At 68.0% G+C, this 18,005-nt stretch carries 16 protein-coding genes; 4 read left to right on the forward strand and 12 right to left on the reverse strand.

The features are described 5' to 3' along the window. Window positions 1-122 precede the first annotated feature (122 nt). Complete coding sequence (locus OU415_RS02235) at window positions 123-764, forward strand: SprT-like domain-containing protein (RefSeq protein WP_270946798.1); 642 nt, start codon at window positions 123-125, stop codon at window positions 762-764. Between the two features lie 56 nt (window positions 765-820). Here OU415_RS02235 and OU415_RS02240 read toward each other — a convergent pair whose 3' ends face one another. Further along, window positions 821-1,912 carry a helix-turn-helix domain-containing protein gene (locus OU415_RS02240; protein ID WP_270946799.1) on the reverse strand — a complete coding sequence of 364 codons (1,092 nt, stop codon included), beginning with the start codon at window positions 1,910-1,912 and terminating at the stop codon, window positions 821-823. A 599-nt stretch (window positions 1,913-2,511) separates the two neighbouring features. Between OU415_RS02240 and OU415_RS02245 the strand changes: the two genes are divergently transcribed. Genes OU415_RS02245 through OU415_RS02255 form a run of 3 tightly spaced genes read left to right on the forward strand, consistent with a single transcriptional unit; the run spans window position 2,512 to window position 4,963 of the window. Beyond that, window positions 2,512-2,844: a hypothetical protein gene (locus OU415_RS02245; protein ID WP_270946800.1), complete on the forward strand. Its 333-nt coding sequence runs from the start codon at window positions 2,512-2,514 to the stop codon at window positions 2,842-2,844. Further along, on the forward strand, window positions 2,841-3,815 hold the full coding sequence (gene tgmB / locus OU415_RS02250) for an ATP-grasp ribosomal peptide maturase (protein ID WP_270946801.1): 975 nt from the start codon (window positions 2,841-2,843) through the stop codon (window positions 3,813-3,815). The genes OU415_RS02245 and tgmB overlap by 4 nt, the downstream gene beginning before the upstream one ends. After that, window positions 3,812-4,963 carry a methyltransferase domain-containing protein gene (locus OU415_RS02255; RefSeq protein WP_270946802.1) on the forward strand — a complete coding sequence of 384 codons (1,152 nt, stop codon included), beginning with the start codon at window positions 3,812-3,814 and terminating at the stop codon, window positions 4,961-4,963. Before tgmB ends, OU415_RS02255 begins: the two co-directional genes overlap by 4 nt. Window positions 4,964-5,195: 232 nt before the next feature. Here the strand turns inward: OU415_RS02255 and OU415_RS02260 are convergent, their stop codons facing one another. The 11 genes from OU415_RS02260 to OU415_RS02310 all read right to left on the reverse strand — a co-directional run bounded on the left by OU415_RS02260 (window position 5,196) and on the right by OU415_RS02310 (window position 17,997). Further along, window positions 5,196-5,336 (reverse strand): hypothetical protein, encoded by a 141-nt coding sequence (locus tag OU415_RS02260; RefSeq protein WP_270946803.1) that lies wholly within the window; start codon window positions 5,334-5,336, stop codon window positions 5,196-5,198. A 239-nt stretch (window positions 5,337-5,575) separates the two neighbouring features. Further along, the gene (locus tag OU415_RS02265) at window positions 5,576-5,803 is read right to left on the reverse strand and encodes a hypothetical protein (protein ID WP_270946804.1); all 228 of its coding nucleotides are present in this window, start codon (window positions 5,801-5,803) and stop codon (window positions 5,576-5,578) included. 70 nt (window positions 5,804-5,873) lie between these two features. Then, complete coding sequence (locus tag OU415_RS02270) at window positions 5,874-6,866, reverse strand: glycoside hydrolase family 25 protein (protein WP_270946805.1); 993 nt, start codon at window positions 6,864-6,866, stop codon at window positions 5,874-5,876. Next, window positions 6,867-7,085, reverse strand: coding sequence for a hypothetical protein (locus OU415_RS02275; RefSeq protein ID WP_270946806.1), 219 nt, complete (start codon window positions 7,083-7,085; stop codon window positions 6,867-6,869). Then, window positions 7,078-7,302, reverse strand: a complete 225-nt coding sequence (locus OU415_RS02280) for a hypothetical protein (protein ID WP_270946807.1) — start codon at window positions 7,300-7,302, stop codon at window positions 7,078-7,080. Before OU415_RS02280 ends, OU415_RS02275 begins: the two co-directional genes overlap by 8 nt. A gap of 18 nt (window positions 7,303-7,320) precedes the next feature. Further along, window positions 7,321-8,319, reverse strand: a complete 999-nt coding sequence (locus OU415_RS02285; RefSeq protein ID WP_270946808.1) for a hypothetical protein — start codon at window positions 8,317-8,319, stop codon at window positions 7,321-7,323. Further along, window positions 8,319-9,332: a hypothetical protein gene (locus tag OU415_RS02290; protein WP_270946809.1), complete on the reverse strand. Its 1,014-nt coding sequence runs from the start codon at window positions 9,330-9,332 to the stop codon at window positions 8,319-8,321. The genes OU415_RS02285 and OU415_RS02290 overlap by 1 nt, the downstream gene beginning before the upstream one ends. Beyond that, window positions 9,332-10,543, reverse strand: a complete 1,212-nt coding sequence (locus OU415_RS02295; RefSeq protein WP_270946810.1) for a Gp37-like protein — start codon at window positions 10,541-10,543, stop codon at window positions 9,332-9,334. Before OU415_RS02295 ends, OU415_RS02290 begins: the two co-directional genes overlap by 1 nt. A 10-nt stretch (window positions 10,544-10,553) precedes the next feature. Further along, window positions 10,554-12,062: a phage tail family protein gene (locus OU415_RS02300; protein WP_270946811.1), complete on the reverse strand. Its 1,509-nt coding sequence runs from the start codon at window positions 12,060-12,062 to the stop codon at window positions 10,554-10,556. Beyond that, the gene (locus OU415_RS02305) at window positions 12,062-17,320 is read right to left on the reverse strand and encodes a hypothetical protein (protein ID WP_270946812.1); all 5,259 of its coding nucleotides are present in this window, start codon (window positions 17,318-17,320) and stop codon (window positions 12,062-12,064) included. The genes OU415_RS02300 and OU415_RS02305 overlap by 1 nt, the downstream gene beginning before the upstream one ends. Window positions 17,321-17,520: 200 nt before the next feature. After that, complete coding sequence (locus tag OU415_RS02310) at window positions 17,521-17,997, reverse strand: hypothetical protein (protein ID WP_270946813.1); 477 nt, start codon at window positions 17,995-17,997, stop codon at window positions 17,521-17,523. Window positions 17,998-18,005 lie beyond the last annotated feature (8 nt).

An 18,005-nucleotide genomic window follows, 5' to 3' on the forward strand; every position in this document is an offset into this window, starting at 1 on the left:
CCGGCACCGACCGGGCCTTAAGTCCCGACTTCGTTTAAACGTCTTGTGTTCATGAAAATCGCAGGTCAAGCTATATGCATACATCCGGTCATCCCATCATTGGACTTCTGGGGGCGAGTGCAATGACCACAGCGAACGGAAACCTTCGGACCCGCGAACTCTGGCTGGAAGACGCGATCGAGGCCCTGCGTCCCCGCTTCACCGAGGTCGGCCTCCCGCTTCCCGAGCGCGTGCACGTCAGCGTCGGTTTCGGCTACGGCGCGAAGCGCGAGTCGGCCAAGATCCTGGGCCAGTGCTGGAAGCGCGAAGCCTCCGACGACGGCGTGAACCACATCTTCATCAGCCCGGAGATCGCCGACACCGGTCAGGTCCTGGCCACCCTGCTGCACGAGCTGATCCACGCCGCCGACAACAACGACTCCGGTCACAAGGGCAAGTTCGCCGAGGCCGCCACCCGCCTGGGCCTGGAAGGCCGGATGACCGCCACCACCGCCTCGGTCGAACTGGCCGCCGAGTTCATGTGCCTGGCCGAAACCCTCGGCGACTACCCGCACGGCGCGCTGCACCCGGTTCCGGTCGCCGCCCCCACCCCAGTGCCCGCGGGCGGGCCGCTTCCCCCCAAGGTCCACTCGGGTCCACGCAAGCAGGGCACCCGGATGCTCAAGCTGACCTGCGGGCACTGCGGCTACACCGTCCGCACCACCGCCAAGTGGCTGGAGCGGGGGATGCCCCGGTGCCCCGCAGGCGAGGAGATGAGCCTCTGAAAACGAAAGCGCCCGGTCCACTCGGACCGGGCGCTTCTCCTTGTGGGGTGGTGCCATCACACGAGCCGCTGCACCGCTTCGAGTCGCAGATCAGTTCGGGCAGACGACACGGTTTCGGCGTAGCTTCGCGCACGCTGGATGGCCTGGCGCGCGGCATCAAGGTCACCTGCCCGCGCATGCGACTCGGCGAGCCACGTCAGGTAGAGCGCGACTTCACGGGCGTGCTCCGGCGGGTAGTTGGCGATGGCGTTGGCCAGCAGCGGCTCGGCGTCGTTCGGCCGGCCCAGCTCGATCATGCAGCGCCCCGCCATCACGTCGATCTCGTTGCGGTTGAGCCAGTAAACCCATTCCGGTTCGCCGTCGCCGCGCTGTTCAAAGGAGTCGTCGACCGCGTCGAGCGCGCGCCATGTCGCGTCGGTCTCTCGGGCTCGCGCCGATGCCCACGCCACCCGCTCCAGCAGCAGTGCGCGAACAGCCGGAGTAGCGCTTTCGGCTCCCATGACCGCAGTCCGGGCGAGCAACGCCGCTTCGGCCGGGTCGCCGATGTTGGCAATCTGGTAGCTGAGACTCGACAGGAGCTGACTTCCAAGGACCCGGTCGCGCGCTTCACGCGCTGCACCGACTCCCGACATGTAAAACCGTTGCGCCCGCGCGTATTCGCCAGCGTCGCTCGCGACCCACCCTGCAAGCTGCGACAGTTCGCCGACGGCGACGAACAGCCGCCGCCCAACGGGTTCCTTGAAACTGGCGGTGCTAACCAGTTGCTCAGCCTCGCCTAGCTCCTTGGTGATCGCTGGCAACAAGTCACGGCAGCTGACCACATCGTCGAGGTGCCGCAGCTCGATCACTCGCTGTTCCAGTTCGCTGGCCAGCGATTCGCTCACCTTGCGTCCGGACCGCGTATGCACTGCCACTGGGGAGTCGTTGACCAGCCACTCGTGCGCAACGCGCAGCGGGTCACCCGGGTTCAACGCCAGGGGCACCCCGAGCACCTGCTCGTACGCTGCGACCACGTCGTCGGCGACCGGCCGCTTACCGGTTTCGATCATGCTCAGGTACGAGCGGGCGAAATGGGTCCGCTGAGCCATCCTGCTCAGGCTCAGGCCCGCCGCCTCCCGCTTAGCACGCAGATCTGAACCGGCAAGCATTCCTTCGACTCCAGCTGTGAACACCTGTGAACAGCCAAACCCTATCGCCCACGTTCTGTAGCCCCGAAGCTACTTAACGGCGGCACTTCCAGGAAGATTCCCCGACCTTTCCGGGAGTGCCGCCAGCAAAAACGCGGGAGGGACGACGTGTGGAGACGCTGGCGATGGTGCAAGAGGATCAAGGAGTGGGCACGTGTCTGGCGGGCCCGCAGGGAGCGGGAACGCCGCAGGGTCCGGGTCTATCTGTGATCCGTCGTCCGATCCAGACCACTGCCCATAAGACGTGGGTGGAACCGGGGTCGCGCCTGGTACACGCCCGCAGGCCTGGCGCGCTCGCGATGACGTTGTGCGGACTGCTGGTGGTCGTCGCCGACGACGGCTACGAGCCCTGGCCACGCGAAGGCTGTGAGGGCTGCGTCAAGTACGCGATCCGGCACGCCATCCATCTCTGAAGGCTCCCGCGCCCGGTGTTGTTGATCCCCCCCCGACCAGCACCGGGCGCGGGTCACCACGCCCCGCTAAGAACCCTTCGGGGCGATCGCAGGACGTGTCCGGCCACGGGCACGACGAAATCAGGAAGGAGATCGCAGTTGGCTCAGATGACCAGCGATCCAATGGCCTCGATCAGTGGCCAGTTCCCGCTGACGCGACCGGCATCGGCACCTCCGGAAGGTGAAGAACCGTCGGAGGTCGGCGCGCGCCCTTGGGCGCTGAGCAACGTCCGTTCGGCCAACGGCACCTGCAGCGGGGTACTCGGCGAGTACTCCCACGAGCTGCAGATGAACGTCGACCGCGACGGCGCGCCGCTGATCGACGGACTGCGGGCCGGCCCGCCGACGGCGAACACGACCTCCTCGGTGGATGGTGAAGATGGGCCCAGCTCTGAGGACTGGAACAACGACTACGCGCCGGAGGACCCGTCTCCGGTATGAGTGTTCTGATCCTCACCGAGGAAAGCGACGTGAGCGCCGACTACATGGTGCGCGCGTTGCAGCGTCGCAGCGTTGACGTGTTCCGCGTCGACCTCGGGTGGTTCCCCGCGCAGCTCAGCTTCACCGCTGAGCTGCGCGGCAGCCACTGGGCCGGGCACCTGCACACCCCCGCCCACACCATCAACCTCGAGGACATCCACAGCATCTGGTACCGCGCACCTACCGCTTTCCAGTTCCCGGACGGGCTGACCGCCGAGGAACGCCGCGTCGCCTTCGTCGAGGCGAAACTCGGGCTCGGCGGCGTACTCGCGAGCATCGACGTGCTGTGGGTGAACCATCCGGCGCGGGCCGCCGACGCCGCCTACAAGCCGTTGCAGCTGGTCACCGCAGCCCGGTGCGGCCTGGAGGTGCCGCGGACTCTGGTATCGAACGAGCAGACCGGTGTCCGCGAGTTTGCCGCAGCATCGGGCACCGGGACGGTCCGCAAGCTCTTCGGCGGCACCAGCCTGATCGAGCACGTCGACGGCCGCGACGTGCGCCGCGTAGCGCACACGCATCGCCTCGGCGAGGACGACCTAGCCGACCTGCGGGGCGTTGAGACGACCGCCCACCAGCTGCAGGACTGGGTGCCGAAGGCGTACGAGGTGCGGCTGACCGCCGTTGGCGACCGGCTGTTTTCGGTAGCCATCCACGCGGGCAGCGCATCGTCGAAAGTGGACTGGCGCACCGACTACGACGCCCTACGCTATGAACAGATCGACACGCCCGCCGAGGTCGCCGACGGGGTGCACCGATATCTCAGCGCCATGGGTCTGGTGTACGGCGCGTTCGACTTCGTCGTTACCCCGGATGACCGGTGGGTGTTCCTGGAGTGCAACCCCGGCGGCCAGTATGGGTGGCTGGAAGAGCCCGCGGCCGTGCCCATCACTGACTCTCTCGCCGACCTACTCGCCACCGGGAGCGCATCGTGACGACCACCAGCGAAGACTGGACTGCACGTGCCGCGGCACTCGCCGACGACATCGAGAAGGCCGGCGTGCCGCTGTCCGCCGAGTGGCGGGCTGCGGTCGGAGCGGTCCCCCGCCACGTGCTGGTGCCGGAGTTCTACGAACAGCAGGGCAACCAGTGGCGCAAGGTCTCCCGCCGTCAACAGCTACTGGAAGCCACCTATTCGTTGAAGACGCTGGTCACCCACGTCACCGATGGCCAGCCCACCTCGTCATCGACCACGCCGACGCTGATGCTGCGAATGCTGGACTGGCTGGACGTGCACGACGGCCACGATGTCCTGGAGATCGGCACCGGGACCGGGTACAACGCGGCACTGTTGTCCGCGCGACTCGGCGATGCGCACGTGTTCAGCGTCGACGTCGAACCCGAGCTGGTGGAGCTTGCCCGACAGCGACTCGCTGAGACTGGGTACAAGCCAACCCTACGAGCTATGAACGGGGCCGACGGCATGCCCGATCACGCGCCGTTCGACCGCATCATCGCGACCTGCTCGGTGCCGCACATCCCGCTCACGTGGTTCGAGCAGCTGCGGACTTACGGCCTGCTGCTTGCCGATCTCAAGCTCGGCATGAACGCGGGCAACCTGGTCCTGCTGCGCCGGTTGCCTGATCGCCTTGAGGGAAGGTTCGTCAACCGCTGGGGGAGCTTCATGTCGCTGCGCCCGGAGCCCGCCGCGACCCTCGATCCGCCCGCACAGCAGGAGCGCTCAGCCGGCGAGGTCCGGGAGCGAACAACCCTGATCGAGGGCACGCCGTGGTTCGACGATCTGGTCCCCTGGTTCATGCTCCATCTCGACGGCACGGTGCAGGCAGGCGCGACGTTCGGCGTGACCATGGATTCGACGCTGGGCAGGCCGGACGGGACTCACCTGGTCGACGTCGATGGCAGCTGGTGTGAGGTCGACCTGCGTGTGGACGGCAAGCCCCGCCGCGTACGGCAAGGCGGCGACCGCAACCTCTGGGACGCCGTCGAGAACGCCTACACGGCATGGGCGGGTCTCCGCCACCCGGGTTGGGAACGCCTCGGCCTCACGGTCACTGCCGACCACCAGACCGTCTGGGTCGACGAACCGGACGGGCATCGGTGGCCACTCCCAGAGCCGCGCTAGCTGGGGTACGTCCTGATCGAGTCATGATTCAGTCATGATCGAATCATGATTGAAAGCCGATCAGAATACCAGTTAGCTGGTAAACCAGTTGATGGGGCTCTAACGACATTAAAACAGGTAATTTGAGCTATCGTAGTCAACCGGAGCGCGCCTACGCGGTTTATCACTTGACTAGGGGCGTTCCAACGGGAGGGAAGCCGTCCGGCTGGTTGACCAACCGGACGACTCCTAACTACCGGTGGTAGCGGTTCACGATGTCCCACGCGACCTTGATCGCGAACAGGACGGCTTGCGCCACCACTGCAAGTAGTCCGGGCCGACCATCCCACCACGGTCGTGTCGGCCCGGGCTTCTTCCCACGCTTCGCGGGCATTCAGCTCCTCCTTAGCACTCGCTGCCAAATTACTTGCGGTGCACAGCGGTAAGGGCGGAGCAATGCCCACGTTCACCACTGAAGGTCGTTCAGCGGCAGTGCTGATCGTACCGGTAGCGCAAACAGGCCTCTTGCCCTACCACTTGCACTACCACTTGCACTACCAACGTTTCAGCGAAAGGCCTGGGGCTACGGCACGGGACAGTTCGAACGTAGGAACGCGGAATGTGTTGGTCGGCCTACTCCCTGAATGTCGCCGCCGACCCCTTGTCCCCGACCATTCCGGTCGCGGCGAGCAGACCGCGAGCGGCCTCGAGGACGGCGGCACCAAGCACGGCTTTGCCGACCTGTGGCCAGTCGAGTTGGAAGAGGTCCAGCGCGTCGCCGGACACCGCACCGATGAACACCACCAGTGCGGCATTCAGCGCGCGTTCGGCGAGCGACCGCGCCAGATTCAGGCTGAGCATGCACGTTCTCCAGTTGTGAAGAAGGTGCCCGCCCCCAGGAGCCCTGGACCGGGGACGGGCAGTCCGGGAGTCAGGCGGCGTCGGGTTCCTGGCCGCTGACGGTGACGTCGACGCGCACCAGGTTCTCCGCCAGCGCCGCCACCAGGGCGGACTTCACCGCAGCGGCGTCGGCGTGCTGGCCGGCCTCGATCTTCTGGATGACCTCGGCGACCCGGCCCTGCAGGTCAGCCGCGCGAGCGTTGGCGGAGGCGGCTTCGGCGCGGGCCCCGCGGACGTCGTCGAGGGTGTTGACGATGTCGACCAGCATGGCCACGACCGTGCGCGGCCCGTTCTCGGTGCCCCAGCCCTGAATCTGGCCCTGCGGTCCGCGCGGGCCCAGCAGCTCGTGCAGCACCTGCCGCAGCATCGTGTCCTGCTCTGGCGTCAAGTCATCATCTCCTTGTGCCGGTGGCGACGGAACCGTTCCCCCGCCGGTGATTTCGCTGAGCGGGCGGGTTGCCCAGTTCAGGTCGACGTTGCCCGCGACGCCGTTTACACGGCCCGATTCCGAGTACTGGTGCATCACGGTCCGCGGCGTCAGATACGGCGAGTTGCCCGGCGCACCGTTGTAGTGCGCGACCCACGCGACGGTGTTGGGCGGCAAGGCGGCGTCGCCGACCTGGTTGCGGTAGAACGAACCGCCCGCGTACACGATCACCTTGTGGTCGCCGATCAGCTGGCGCAGCCGGGTGATGAACCGCTGCACCCACCAGCCCAGGTGACCGCCGCCGACCTCGATGTCCAGACACGGCGGCAGGAACCCGGGGCCCTTCGCGCCCTTGGCGTTGACCATCCGCGCGAACAGCTCGGCCTCGCCTTCCGGGCCGTTGAGGTCCGGGCGGGCGAAGTGGTAGAGCCCGCGCACGATGCCCGCACCGGTCGCCTCGGCCCACTGCCGGTCGACGTGGGTGCTGACGTAGTTCGCGCCTTCGCTGGCCTTGATGTAGGCGTAGTGGACGTCGGAGTTCTTCACCGCGCCCCAGTTCGGGTAGCCCTGATGGCTGGCGACGTCGATGCCGCGCATTCAACCTCCTGCGATCAGCCGGATGGCTTCGGCGAGTCCGGCGCTCACGCCCGCCGCGCAGCCGCAGGCGAGCCAGATTTTCCTTTCGAGCGAACGGATTCGAGTTTCGTGGTCGGTGATGGCGCGCAGCTCAGCGCGCATTTCCCGCACCTCGTCGTGGGTTTGGCGGACCTCGCCGTACATCTCGGCGAAGGAGATGGTGACGCCGTCTTCACTCATGCGGCACTCCCAGCGCGGTGCGAAGCTCGGCGATGCTCACGCCGGCTGCGGCGGCGACCTTGGTGAGCGTCGTCGCGCGCGCGGCGGCCTCGTCCGCGAACTGCTGTGCTTCGGCTTCTGCCGCAGCCACATCGGTATTGCGCTGCGCCTGCTCGTCGTTGGTCAGGGGGCGGCAGTGCCGGTCGCCGGTGGTGCAGTCGACCTCGATCACGTCCACGGGGCAACGTCCTTTCGATCAGCCGAGCCCGTAGAGGCTGACTTGGGAACCGACCTTGAAGCTGCTCCCGTCAGCGAGAGTCAGCGTGATCTTCGCGATGGGGCTGCTGGAGCCCCAGAGCCACCCGGCCGAGGACCAGCACGTCAGAGTCCCGCCGCCGGGGGTCGTGAAGCTGGAGCGCGACAGGGTGTTGTGCCGCTGCGTCCGGCTGTAGTTGGGGATCAGGCACTCGCTGGAGCTGAGGTTGACGTCCCCACCGGAGTCGTTCGACGAGGCGTGCCCGACCTCCACTCGCGTGGCACCGTCGATCTCACCGGCAGTCACGGACGCCGCGCGGGCGCTGGTCCACTGCAGGTCATAGGAGGCGGTCGCGATGTCGTTGAAACGGCACCAGATCGCCTGGTTGGCCGTGGTGTTCGACGACAGCACCGACGCCACGATCTGCAGGTGCCGGAACGTCTGCGGGATGTTGTCGAACACGATCGATGTCGTGCTCGCTGTCGGGATGACCTCCGCAATCAGCGCCCCAGGCCCGTACTCGTTGGAGGTGTAGCGCTCCCGCCGGTCGGTGACGTTGGCCGCGGTGATGGTCACGGCATTGGCGGCCACCCGCACCCGCGCCAGCCTGATCTCCCACAACGACGTCGACTGCGTCAGCGCCGGTTCGGTGGGGCTGGCCGCTGGGGTACCGGTCTTGACGTCGAGCACGATCTGGTTGTTCACGAAGTCCGCGCGCAGCACCACCAGGTCATCGCGCGGGTTGGTGGGGTCGGACGCGACGATCGGCAGGGTCTTCTGGGCAGCGTTCTCACCCCAGTGCCCTTGAATCCAGCAGTGCCCGGTACCGACCTTGACCTGCATGCCGGTGGAATCGGCGATGACCTTGAAGTGGTCGTCGCCGTTGCGGATGATGCCGGTCTCCAGCATGTACTTGGCGAACCCGCGCCAGGTCGACTCCATGACGTTCGCCCCCGGCCCAGCATCGAACGGGGCATAGACGTCGAGGGTGGTGGCCACTACTGCACCTCCAGGGTTCCGCTGATCACCAGTGAGCCGCCCTCGGGGAAGGCATCCAGCCCACCGACGTCGGGCACGGCTGGCGAGCTGGACACCTCGTGGTCGATGCGCATCCAGGTGATGCGGCAGTTGGACTCGGAAAGCGGGAAGAACGGAAAGACCCGCTCGCTGGCCCACGGCACCAGGGCGGTGCCCAGCCAGTCCCGGTCGGTGAAGGCCCCCGTGCCCTTCGGGTCGCGGGAATGGGTCCACAGGTGCGCGGGCAGGCGGTGGTCGCCGGTAGGTGCGGCCTTCAGGCCGGCGGGCAGCTTGGTGAAGATGCGCCCGGTGCCGCCGAACCATTCGGATTCGGTGGGGCCCCACCGGAAGTCGTAGCGGACCTGCAGGATCTTGCCGACGATGAACCACCGGCAGTACTTCGCGCTGCCGCTGCCAAGGTTCACCACGTTCTCGTTGAGCGACCCAAAGGTGCTGCCCTCGTAGTACAGCGGCGGGTCGAAGTGGTTGAACACCCCGACACCGCGGCGACGCCGCTCGTCGGTGACCTTGTTCGCGGCGATCGTGGTCACCCCGGCGTCGACGCGCACCTGCGCCATCGGGATTTCCCAGATCGACGAATTCTGCGCCATCGACGGCGCGACCGGGCTGGTGCTCGGCGTGCCGGTGAGCACGTCCAGCTCCACCCGGTTGTTCACGAAGTCCGCGCGCGCCACCACCCGGTCGATGCGCGGGTTGGTGGGGTTCGCGGCGGTGATGGCCAGCGTCTTCTCGAAGGTGCATTCGCCCCAGTGGCCCTGGATCCACACCTCGCCAGGTTTGGCCTTGACGTTCATGCCGGTGGAGTTGGCGTAGATCTCCAGCTCATTGGGGCTTTCACCGTCGACCGGGGCGGTGCGGCGTGCGATCACACCGTCGTCGCGGGTGTGGCCCATCATCTTGCGCCACTCGGCCTCGGCCACGTCCGCACCGGATCCGGCGTCGAACGGTGCGAAGTCGTCCAGGGAAACGGCCATCAGCGTCGCTCCAGGTTGTTCACCCGCGCCGCCAGGCGGCGGAACTCGCGGAACAGTCGGAAGATGTCTTGCTTGTTCGGGGTGCCGATCTTCGGCTCGATCCGCTGCTTGTCCGCCGTCATCGACACCTTGACCTCGCGGACGACCTCCTGGATGTGCCCGCCCTCGAACTTGCGGCCCAGGTACAGCGAGTCGGCCTGCTGCTGGCTGATCAGCGTGTCGGTGGGGCCGGGGCTGGACAGGATCGCGGTGACCTTGTCGCCGAGCTTGTAGTGCACGTCGAACGCGCAGCCCTCGGTGTCGATCGGGGTGATGGACAGCTCGCCGGACTCGCCCTTATCTTCCAGCGTCTCGGTGATCTTCTGATCGAGTTCCTTGTCGTCGCTGGTGTCGCGGCGGTCGACGAACTCCTCCCGGCGGCCCCAGGTGATGCGCTCCCCGGAGTTCTGCCCTTCCTTGATCTTGCGGGCGGTGCCCTCCCCCTGGCCCCCGGCGTAGACGTAGGTGGTTTCCGGGGCCACCGACCGGAACTGGTAGCCCATCAGATTGCCCAGCTCCTCGCCGAACTTCACGGTCTCGGTGCGGTCGACGGGCTCGTACACCTGGAACTCGATCTGGTCGTCGACCTGCACGCATCGGAACCCCAGCCCGCCACCGGACACCGCGAGGTCCTGCAGCGCGGTCAGCAGGTTCTGCCAGCGCAGCTTGCCGGTGACCGTCTTGCCGATCAGCGGGTCTGCTGCCTGCAGAACCACGTTGTCCATGCGGCGCTCGGAGTTCGCGCCGGGACCGAGGTTGGCGTTCACGTAGGTGCGCAGCACCGTCGAGCAGGTGCCGGTGACCACGTGGTTCTCCTGCGAGCTGTACGGAGGCTGGCTGGCCGTCGGAACCGGGTGCCCCAGCCGCCACGACAGCAGGGCGTTGTCGTCGACGCCCTCCAACCGGATCGTCTTCTTGTTCACGTCGTGGGTGAATTCACGGCCCTCGATCGGCCCGGTGAACAGGGTGTTGCCGGTAACGTTGGAGATGACCTGGATACCGAAACCCGGTGTGGTGAGCGGGATCGCTTCCGGCACCCGCTCGTCGATCTCCATCGTCCACTTGCCGATGTCGTTGAACTTCAGGACCGCTTCGAACGAGCGGAAGTCGCTGACCTGCGCCACGCGCCGCAGCGCACGGTCGCGCACGTAGATCGACCAGTCCGCGCCCAATGCCGCTCCCCTACGCCGTCAGGTACCGGGGCCGGATCGCGGCGCGCAGGTACGAATCCGTGTTGGAACCCGACATCTCCAGCCGCACGAGGTTGCCGCCGGGCCGCAGCGACCACAGCGCCGAGTCGTTGGAGACGTAGGGCCACAGGTTGGTCCCCTCGCTGCGCACCAGGGTTTTCTTGCCGGGCCGGGTGTCGATGATCAGCGACTCGCGGGCGTTGAGCGCCAGCCCGCCGCTGGCGGACAGCTCCAGCTTCTTGCCGGTGGTCAGGTTGCGCAGCACGATCGACGACCCCGGGCCCTGCAGGGTCCACACCGGCCACGCCTCCACATCGCCGGGGTTGTCGATCGAGGACTCGGTGAAGATCTCCGACGATGTGAGCCGCATCGGGAAGATCGGGAAGAACTTCGGGGTCTCGCCGATGGTGAGGGTGACGATGGTGTCGTTGACGTCCATCCAGTACGGGTCGTGGGCCCGGAATACCACCGCGGCCTTCTGCGCCCGCAACCCGGTGTTGTCGCCCAGCGACTCGTCCATCTCCAGCCCGGCCGCGTACCGGCAGCGGATCTCCCGCTGGTCGCCCGCCGGCGACTGCACCCGAATCTTGCCCTCGCCGCGCACCGGGTCCATCAGGGCGACGATGCGCCGCATCTCGCGGCGCAGCTCAGCCTCGGAGCTGTAGGTGCCCAGCCACAGCGGCAGGGTGAACTCGCGGACGTCGTGGCGCACCGACCGCACCCGTGCGCCCGGTTCGCCGGGCACCACTTCCTCGTCGTACTTCGGCGGTGGCGCGAATCGGCCGGAGACGCCCCAGGACACCCCGAGCACCGTCGAGGTGCCTTCGGGGTCGATCCACCAGATGACCTCGCCCTCGGACGACGTCAACGACGAGACCGCCGGGCTCAGCGCCAGCGACACCGACAGGTGGCCGATCGTCGACACTCCGCACGTTGCGGTCCGGGGCCCCGTCGGCGAGGTGGCGGTGACCTGCTCGTGTGCGACCGCCCCGAAGGACCAGCCCGAGGCGAGATCGCCGTCTTCGGTCATCCCAGCCGGGGGCGTGTAAACGCGGCCACCACCGCCGGCGGTCGCGCCCCACGCGCAGATCAGCATCGAGTTCAGCAGGGTCGGCTGGACCGACGGCGCGACGTGCAGGTTGGTGGTGGACGCCGCCCCGCCCCACACCACCGTCGGCACCGGCACCGCGTGGTCGACCCCGGAGAACGCCTGCACGACCAGCGTGCACGAGGCGCTGCTGGTCATCGTGAAGGTGTAGTTCGCACCGTCGGTGCCGTCGACGATGCGGTACCAGACCTTGCCGTTGGACACCCCGGACTGCAGCCCATCAGCCCCGGCCTGCAACCAGCCAGCCGGGGCGGCCATGTCTTCCGGATCTCCGGTGGCGAAGTGGGTGGCCACCAGCACGTCGCCGACCTGCACCCCGGCCGGTTTCGCCACCGTGACCGTCGGGGTCAGCTCGGCCTGCGCGGACGCCGCCGAGCGGAACTGGATTGCCATCAGATACCGCCCAGGATTTCCATGCGCCGGAACTGCTCCCGCAGGTCGATCTCGTCGTTCCCGGCGCTGTACACGGTGAGGTGGTAGTTCACGGTCTTCGAGCCGAGACCGCCGCCCTTGACCGCGCGCCACTGCTCAGCGGTCAGCACCGCCTCGGGCTTGCCGGTCTTGTTCACCGCGGCCGTGGTGCCCGGATCCAGCCAGCCGCCCGAGTCGTAGCCGTGGTTGTGGTGCGGGCCGGGGTTGAACCAGCTCGCGCCGTACTTCCGCATGGCGTAGCGGGCACCGGCGATGATGTTGTGCACCGGGTTCCAGATGTCGGTGTGGCCCGGCAGGGCGTTGGCCGCGAACGTCGTGGGGATGACCTGCATGACGCCGCGCGCCGCGTTCGGCCCCGAGTTGATGTCCTGGACCTGCTGCATGATGTTGCGGCCACCTGTCTCGGACATGATCTGCTGGAACAGGCCGAGCGCGTAGTTGGCGGGCCAGCCCAGGATGCGCAGCGCTTCCATGATCCAGCCGTTGATGACGCCGGGCGGGGCCGCGCCGCCGGAGATCGGACCGGCCATCATGCCGACCTGGTTGAGCTTGCCGATCGCGCCGTCGATCATCTTGTGCGCGGTGCGGCGCACCAGGTCCGGCCACAGGTTGCCCTTGTTCGGCGACCACCACGCCCCGTTCACGCCCGGGTCGACCTTGGCCTTCAACTCGTTGAGCTTGCGGATTGCCTCCACCGCCGCCGGGTGCGGCCCGAAGTCGATGCCCGCAGCCCCACCAGGGTCAACCGCACCACCCATCGCCTCCGGGGTCATCGCCCAGTGCACGTGGTCCCAGTGGTCGGCGTTGTCCTTGGCGTAGAAGTGCGGCTGTCCGTTGAGGACACCCGTACCACCGCGCCATTGCGCCGAGATGATCTGGGTGGCGTTCGGGAACCGCTCGAAAATCCGCTGTGCCGTTCCCGCCCCAGCCGGGACGACGTCGATGGCCTGTCCCTTACCGTGGTAGCCGGAATGCCCAATGCGGTCCAGGTACGCCGAGGTCACCGTCATCCCCATCTGGCGCGCGATGTTCGACATCGCTTGCCAGGTGTGGCCGCCGCTGGCGAACCCCCACACCGGGCCACCGCCCGGTCCGTCTCCCGACGCCCCGCCGAGCAGGCGCGGCGCGGGGGTCTTCTGACCGCCGCGGGCAGCCTGGTGCGCGGCGTCGACCGCGCCGAGCCCGCCCATGTTCGCCACGGCCTTCTTGCTCAGCACGTACTCGCCGGGCATCAGCTTGGCGGGCACCTTGTCCTTGTTGCCCACGCCCGGCACCGGGCCACCGGTGGCGAACGGGATGGGCTTGGGCTGCAGCTCGGGCTGGCCGAACACCTTGGCGGCGTCGTTCCAAATCGGCACCAGACCCTTGTTCCAGACGTTGTCCATCACCCAGCGGATGGGTTCGGCCGCGTAGCCCCGGATGCGATCCCAGTTGATGCGGATGCCCTCGGCGGTGCGGGCGAACATCTCGCCCACCCCGGCCGTCGCACCGTTCAGCTGGTCGTAGAGACCGCGGATCTCGCCGACCTTCACCCCGATGTGCCCGGTGGTGTTGGTCCAGGAGTTGTTCACCGACTGCGACAGCAGGTTCGTGTTGGCGTCGAGGTCGGCGTTGCCCGCCTTCAGCGTCCCGTAGTGGGTGGCGGTGATGACCAGCGCCGACGAGCCGATGTGCTGGGTGGTCCGGTCCCAGGCGCCGTTGATCGACTGTGCGGTGAGGTCGAACGACAGCGCGAGGTCGCCCAGCCCGGTCTTCAGGCCCACGAAGTGGATGCCGTTCACCGTCGCCGTCGACGCGCCGATGTGTCCCGTGGTGCGTGTAAACGCATCCATCGCGGCCAGCGCCCACGCGCCGAACGCCATGCCCAGGTCGGTCAGCCCCAACCGCAGGCCGGTGAAGTGCACGCCCGTGATGGTCGCGACTGACGCTGCGGTCTGGGTACTGATCAGCGTCCAGGCTCCGGCGACCTGCTGGCCGAACAGCTGGTAGGCCAGCGTCAGCGGCGGCAGCGCCGCGCCGTGGTTGGCCAACGCCAACGACAGCCCGGCCAGCGTCGTGTTGGCCACGGTGACCTGGGTGTTGACCGTGACCAGCGTCTGGTCGAGGGTCTGCAGGGCGAGGTTGAGCGCCTGCACGGCCGCCGTGATCGCGGCGATGGCGGCAGCGTCCAGCGGGAGCATCCCGGCCGTGCCGGGCGCGCCCGTCGCTGAGCCCGCAGGGGCGGCCCCATCCGCCGGTGCCGTGCTCGCTGCAGCAGCGCCGAGCATCGCGCCCTCGGCCAGCCTCGTCAGCCCGAAGCCCATCCGTGCGGCGGTCTCAGCGAGGATCGCGCGCGAGCGCGGGTCGTTGTTGATCGGGATGAACGCCTCATCGTCGCGGGCCCGGTCGCCCACCACCCGCCACGTGTTCGGCGGCACCGTGGTGGCCACCTGCGACGACATCGGCGTCAGCCCCTGCGCCCGCGCCTGGTCCCGCCACATGCCTCCCGAGGCGTACTGGACGATCGCGCCGTGGGCGTTACCCATCCGGCGGGCCACATCCATGCGGTTCATGGCGCGCCCAGCCTCGACGTTGCCGTCGGGCAGGTCGATGAGCAGCTGATGCAGCCTGCCGATCTTGGCCACGGCCATGTCGATGTCGGCGTCGATCTTTACGACCTTGCCGCTGGGCAGCACCGCCACGGCGTGGCCAAACTCATCGGTCTTGATCCGCGCCCCGGCCGCCGCCAACGAAGCGGCGTCGGTCTTGGCGATCATTTCCTGCAGCTTCGGCGGCAGGTTGTCGCCCGCCTGCGCCGCCATCTCCAGCAGCGACCGGGTGCCCGCATCGACAGCCGCCCGGTTGGCCTCCACCGAGTCCTTGACCGCGAAGTGCGACCGGGCCTCTTCCTGGGCGGCACGGATCACGGCCAGCATCGACTGCTCGTGTTGCAGGCCGGCCTGGCGGGCCTCCAGGCTGCCCGCGCCGTGGTTGCGTGCGGCGTCGGCGGCGGAGCGCTGCGCCTGCTCCTCGCTCAGCAGGGCCTGCCGGTATTGCAGGTCCTTGTCCCAGCCGTTGAGCAGTTCGTTGCGCAGGTCGACCACAGCCTGGAGGTGCGCCCGCGTCGCCTCGGCCGTCCGGCGCTGCTGATCCTCCAGCTGGCGGGCCTTGACCGCCGAGTTGTCGACCTGGATGCCCATCCGCAGGTGTGCGGCCTCCAGCTGGCCGATACCGCCGCTGGCGCGGTCGGCGGCCATCTGGGAGTGGTTCATCTCGTCGGAGAACGTGGTGACGCGCCCGGTCGCGGCCTGGGTGGCGGCGGCCTGCTCGTTGATTTTGATGACCGCCGTCGCCATCGCGCCGACCAGCGTGCCCACCGCCACGGCGGCGGCCACCAGCGGGTGCGTGGACAGGAACGTCAGCGCACCGTGCAGCCCACCGACCGCCGTGGTGGTCGCCCACAACGCGAGCTTGAACCCGACGAACCCGCCGACCAACGGGACGATCAACGGGGCCAGGTCACCGATCATCCGGGCCAGCGGCGGAAGAACGGCCGCGACCAGGTGAGCCAGCCCGGTCACCACGGGCTGCAGCTCGATCGCGAGCTGGCTGAAGGCGCGCCCGACCTCGGGCAGCGCGGGGCCGAGGCTGCGCACGATCTCGCCGAACATGCGCACCACTGCGGACAGGCCCGGGGCCACCGCGTCGACGACCAGGCGCAACGTGTTGAAGAAGTTGTGCAGCCCGGCCTGGCCCTCGGCACTGCGCAGGAACGCCACCATCTGGTCGGTGACCTGCCGCAGCACCTGGAAGAACCCGACGCCGTGCTGGTTGGCCGCCGAGAACACCTCACCGACGATGCGACCGACGTTGACCAGCGTCGCGCCCATGTCGCGCAGCACCTGTAGCGCCTGGTCAATCCACTGGCGCAGTTGCCCGGTTTCCCGCGCGCGAGCGATGAACTCGGCGAACCGCTGCGCCGCAGCACCCGCACCACCGGTCAGGTCGGCCAGTGCCTGCGAGCCAACCACGCCGATGTCGCGGAACGCGGCCAGCAGCCACGGCATGGCCTGCGTGCCGAGGTTGCGCACGATCAGGTCGATCGACTCGAACATCCGACGCACGTCGGCCACGGTCTTGGCCTGGGTGTAGAACTCGAGCACTCGCCGGATCAGGGTGTTGATCTGGTCGGCGACTCGCCCCATTCCCGCGTGCAGCTCCGGCAGCAAGGCACGGGCCATCTCGCGGAACGGGGCGGCGAGGTTCTGGAACAGCACGCCCTGGACGTGCTGCTGCAGGGCGACGAATTCTCCGCGAATCCCAGCCACGGCCAGCACGAACTCGCGTGCCGACGGGGCCAGCTTCCGCAGCGCCTCATCGAGCTTCGCGGCGTCACCGGACGCGACCGCGCTCAACGCAGCACCGACGCCACGGACACCAACGACCAGGGTGGCCGCAGCCCCCACCCCCACGGCGATCGCGCCGGGGATCATCAGCGCCGCCGCCGACGCAGCCACCAGAGCAGCACCCAGCCCTGCGACCCCGGAGGACGTCGCGCCGAGCGCGGCGACCGCAACAACCGCCGCACTCGCGCCAGCCGCCACCCGCACCGAGCTGCGGCCCACGCGACTTACCACCGCATCCAGCGCCGCCATCGCCAGCAACGCCGCACCCATGTCGACGTCGACGTTGATCGTGGCCGTGCGCCCCCGGGCCAGCATGTCCAGCCGCGAGTTGGCGACCGCCTGACCCTCGAGCTGCACACCGATTTTCGCCGCACGATCACGTGACGCCTGGTCGATCCGCGCGGCAATGTCGCGCAGCACCGTCTGGTTGGTGTCGACGTTAATGCGGGCGGTCCGCGGCTTCGCGGCTTGCTCCAGCGACTCGCCCAGTTTCTTGATCGCCGTGTCGTGGCTGGCGGTGGCCCGCTCCGACTCACGGGTGGCCGCAGTGTGCGCCCGACGCGCCGACGCCAACCGCTCCTCGGCGGTGGCCAACCGCGACGCCGAGACGTTGGACTTGCCGCGCAGCTCCTCCAGCTTGGATTCCTCGACCCGGACCTTGCCGGCCGCGTCGAGTTCCTTGTTGCGCGCGGTCTCCACTCGCTTGGACGCCTTCTCGACCTCATCGGCCGATGAACGCGCGGAAGCGCGGGTCGCGGCCTCTGTCGTCCGCAACCCGCGCAGGTAGTGATCGTTGTCCAGGCGCAGCTGTCCCAGCAGGGTTCCGACCGACATTGCCATTGAGCCGAAACCCCCGCTATTCCGCTATTTCCGCGCCCTGCGGGTCGCCACCCGCGTCTGCTTCTTCTCGCCGATGGCTTTCATGAACCGGGACTCGAGACTCAGCCCGTTCAGATACCACTTGAACAATCGGGTGGGCATCTCCCAGATCTCGTCTGGGGTGAGCCCGTATTCACGCCGGAAGTCGGCGAGAATCAGCGTGAAGTGCCGCCGGAGGTTTTCCCATTCCGGGTCGTACGGGCCGCGGCGCGCCGCTCCGCCCGATTCGCCGCTGCTTTTCCCTCAACCTCGCCGGCCGCGGCCTCACGAGCCGCCGCCTCGTTGGCCTCGTACTCCTCGAAGGCCTCGGGGAAGCCCATCTTCTCGCCGCCCGCGTTGCGGTAGGCCCACAGCAGCAGGACACCGCACGCCTTCACACCGGGGTTGGCTGCCTCGATCTGGTCGGCGATGTCCTGGCCGAGAAGCCCTGCCAGCAGTTCCAGAACGTTCTGCTGGGTGGCCTCTTCCTCGGACTGCTGCGCCATCCTGGCCTGCAACGTCACCCCCAGCGGGGTGTCGGTGGGCACCGGGACGGACACACCGAAGAAGTTGATCGACTCCTTGGGTGCCTTGGACTCCATGAAAGCAGCGACGTCGAACTGCGAATCGACCTTTTGACGTGCAGTGGGCATGAGGGGGC

The organism is Saccharopolyspora oryzae (genome assembly GCF_027853915.1).
Lineage (GTDB): Bacteria > Actinomycetota > Actinomycetes > Mycobacteriales > Pseudonocardiaceae > Saccharopolyspora > Saccharopolyspora oryzae.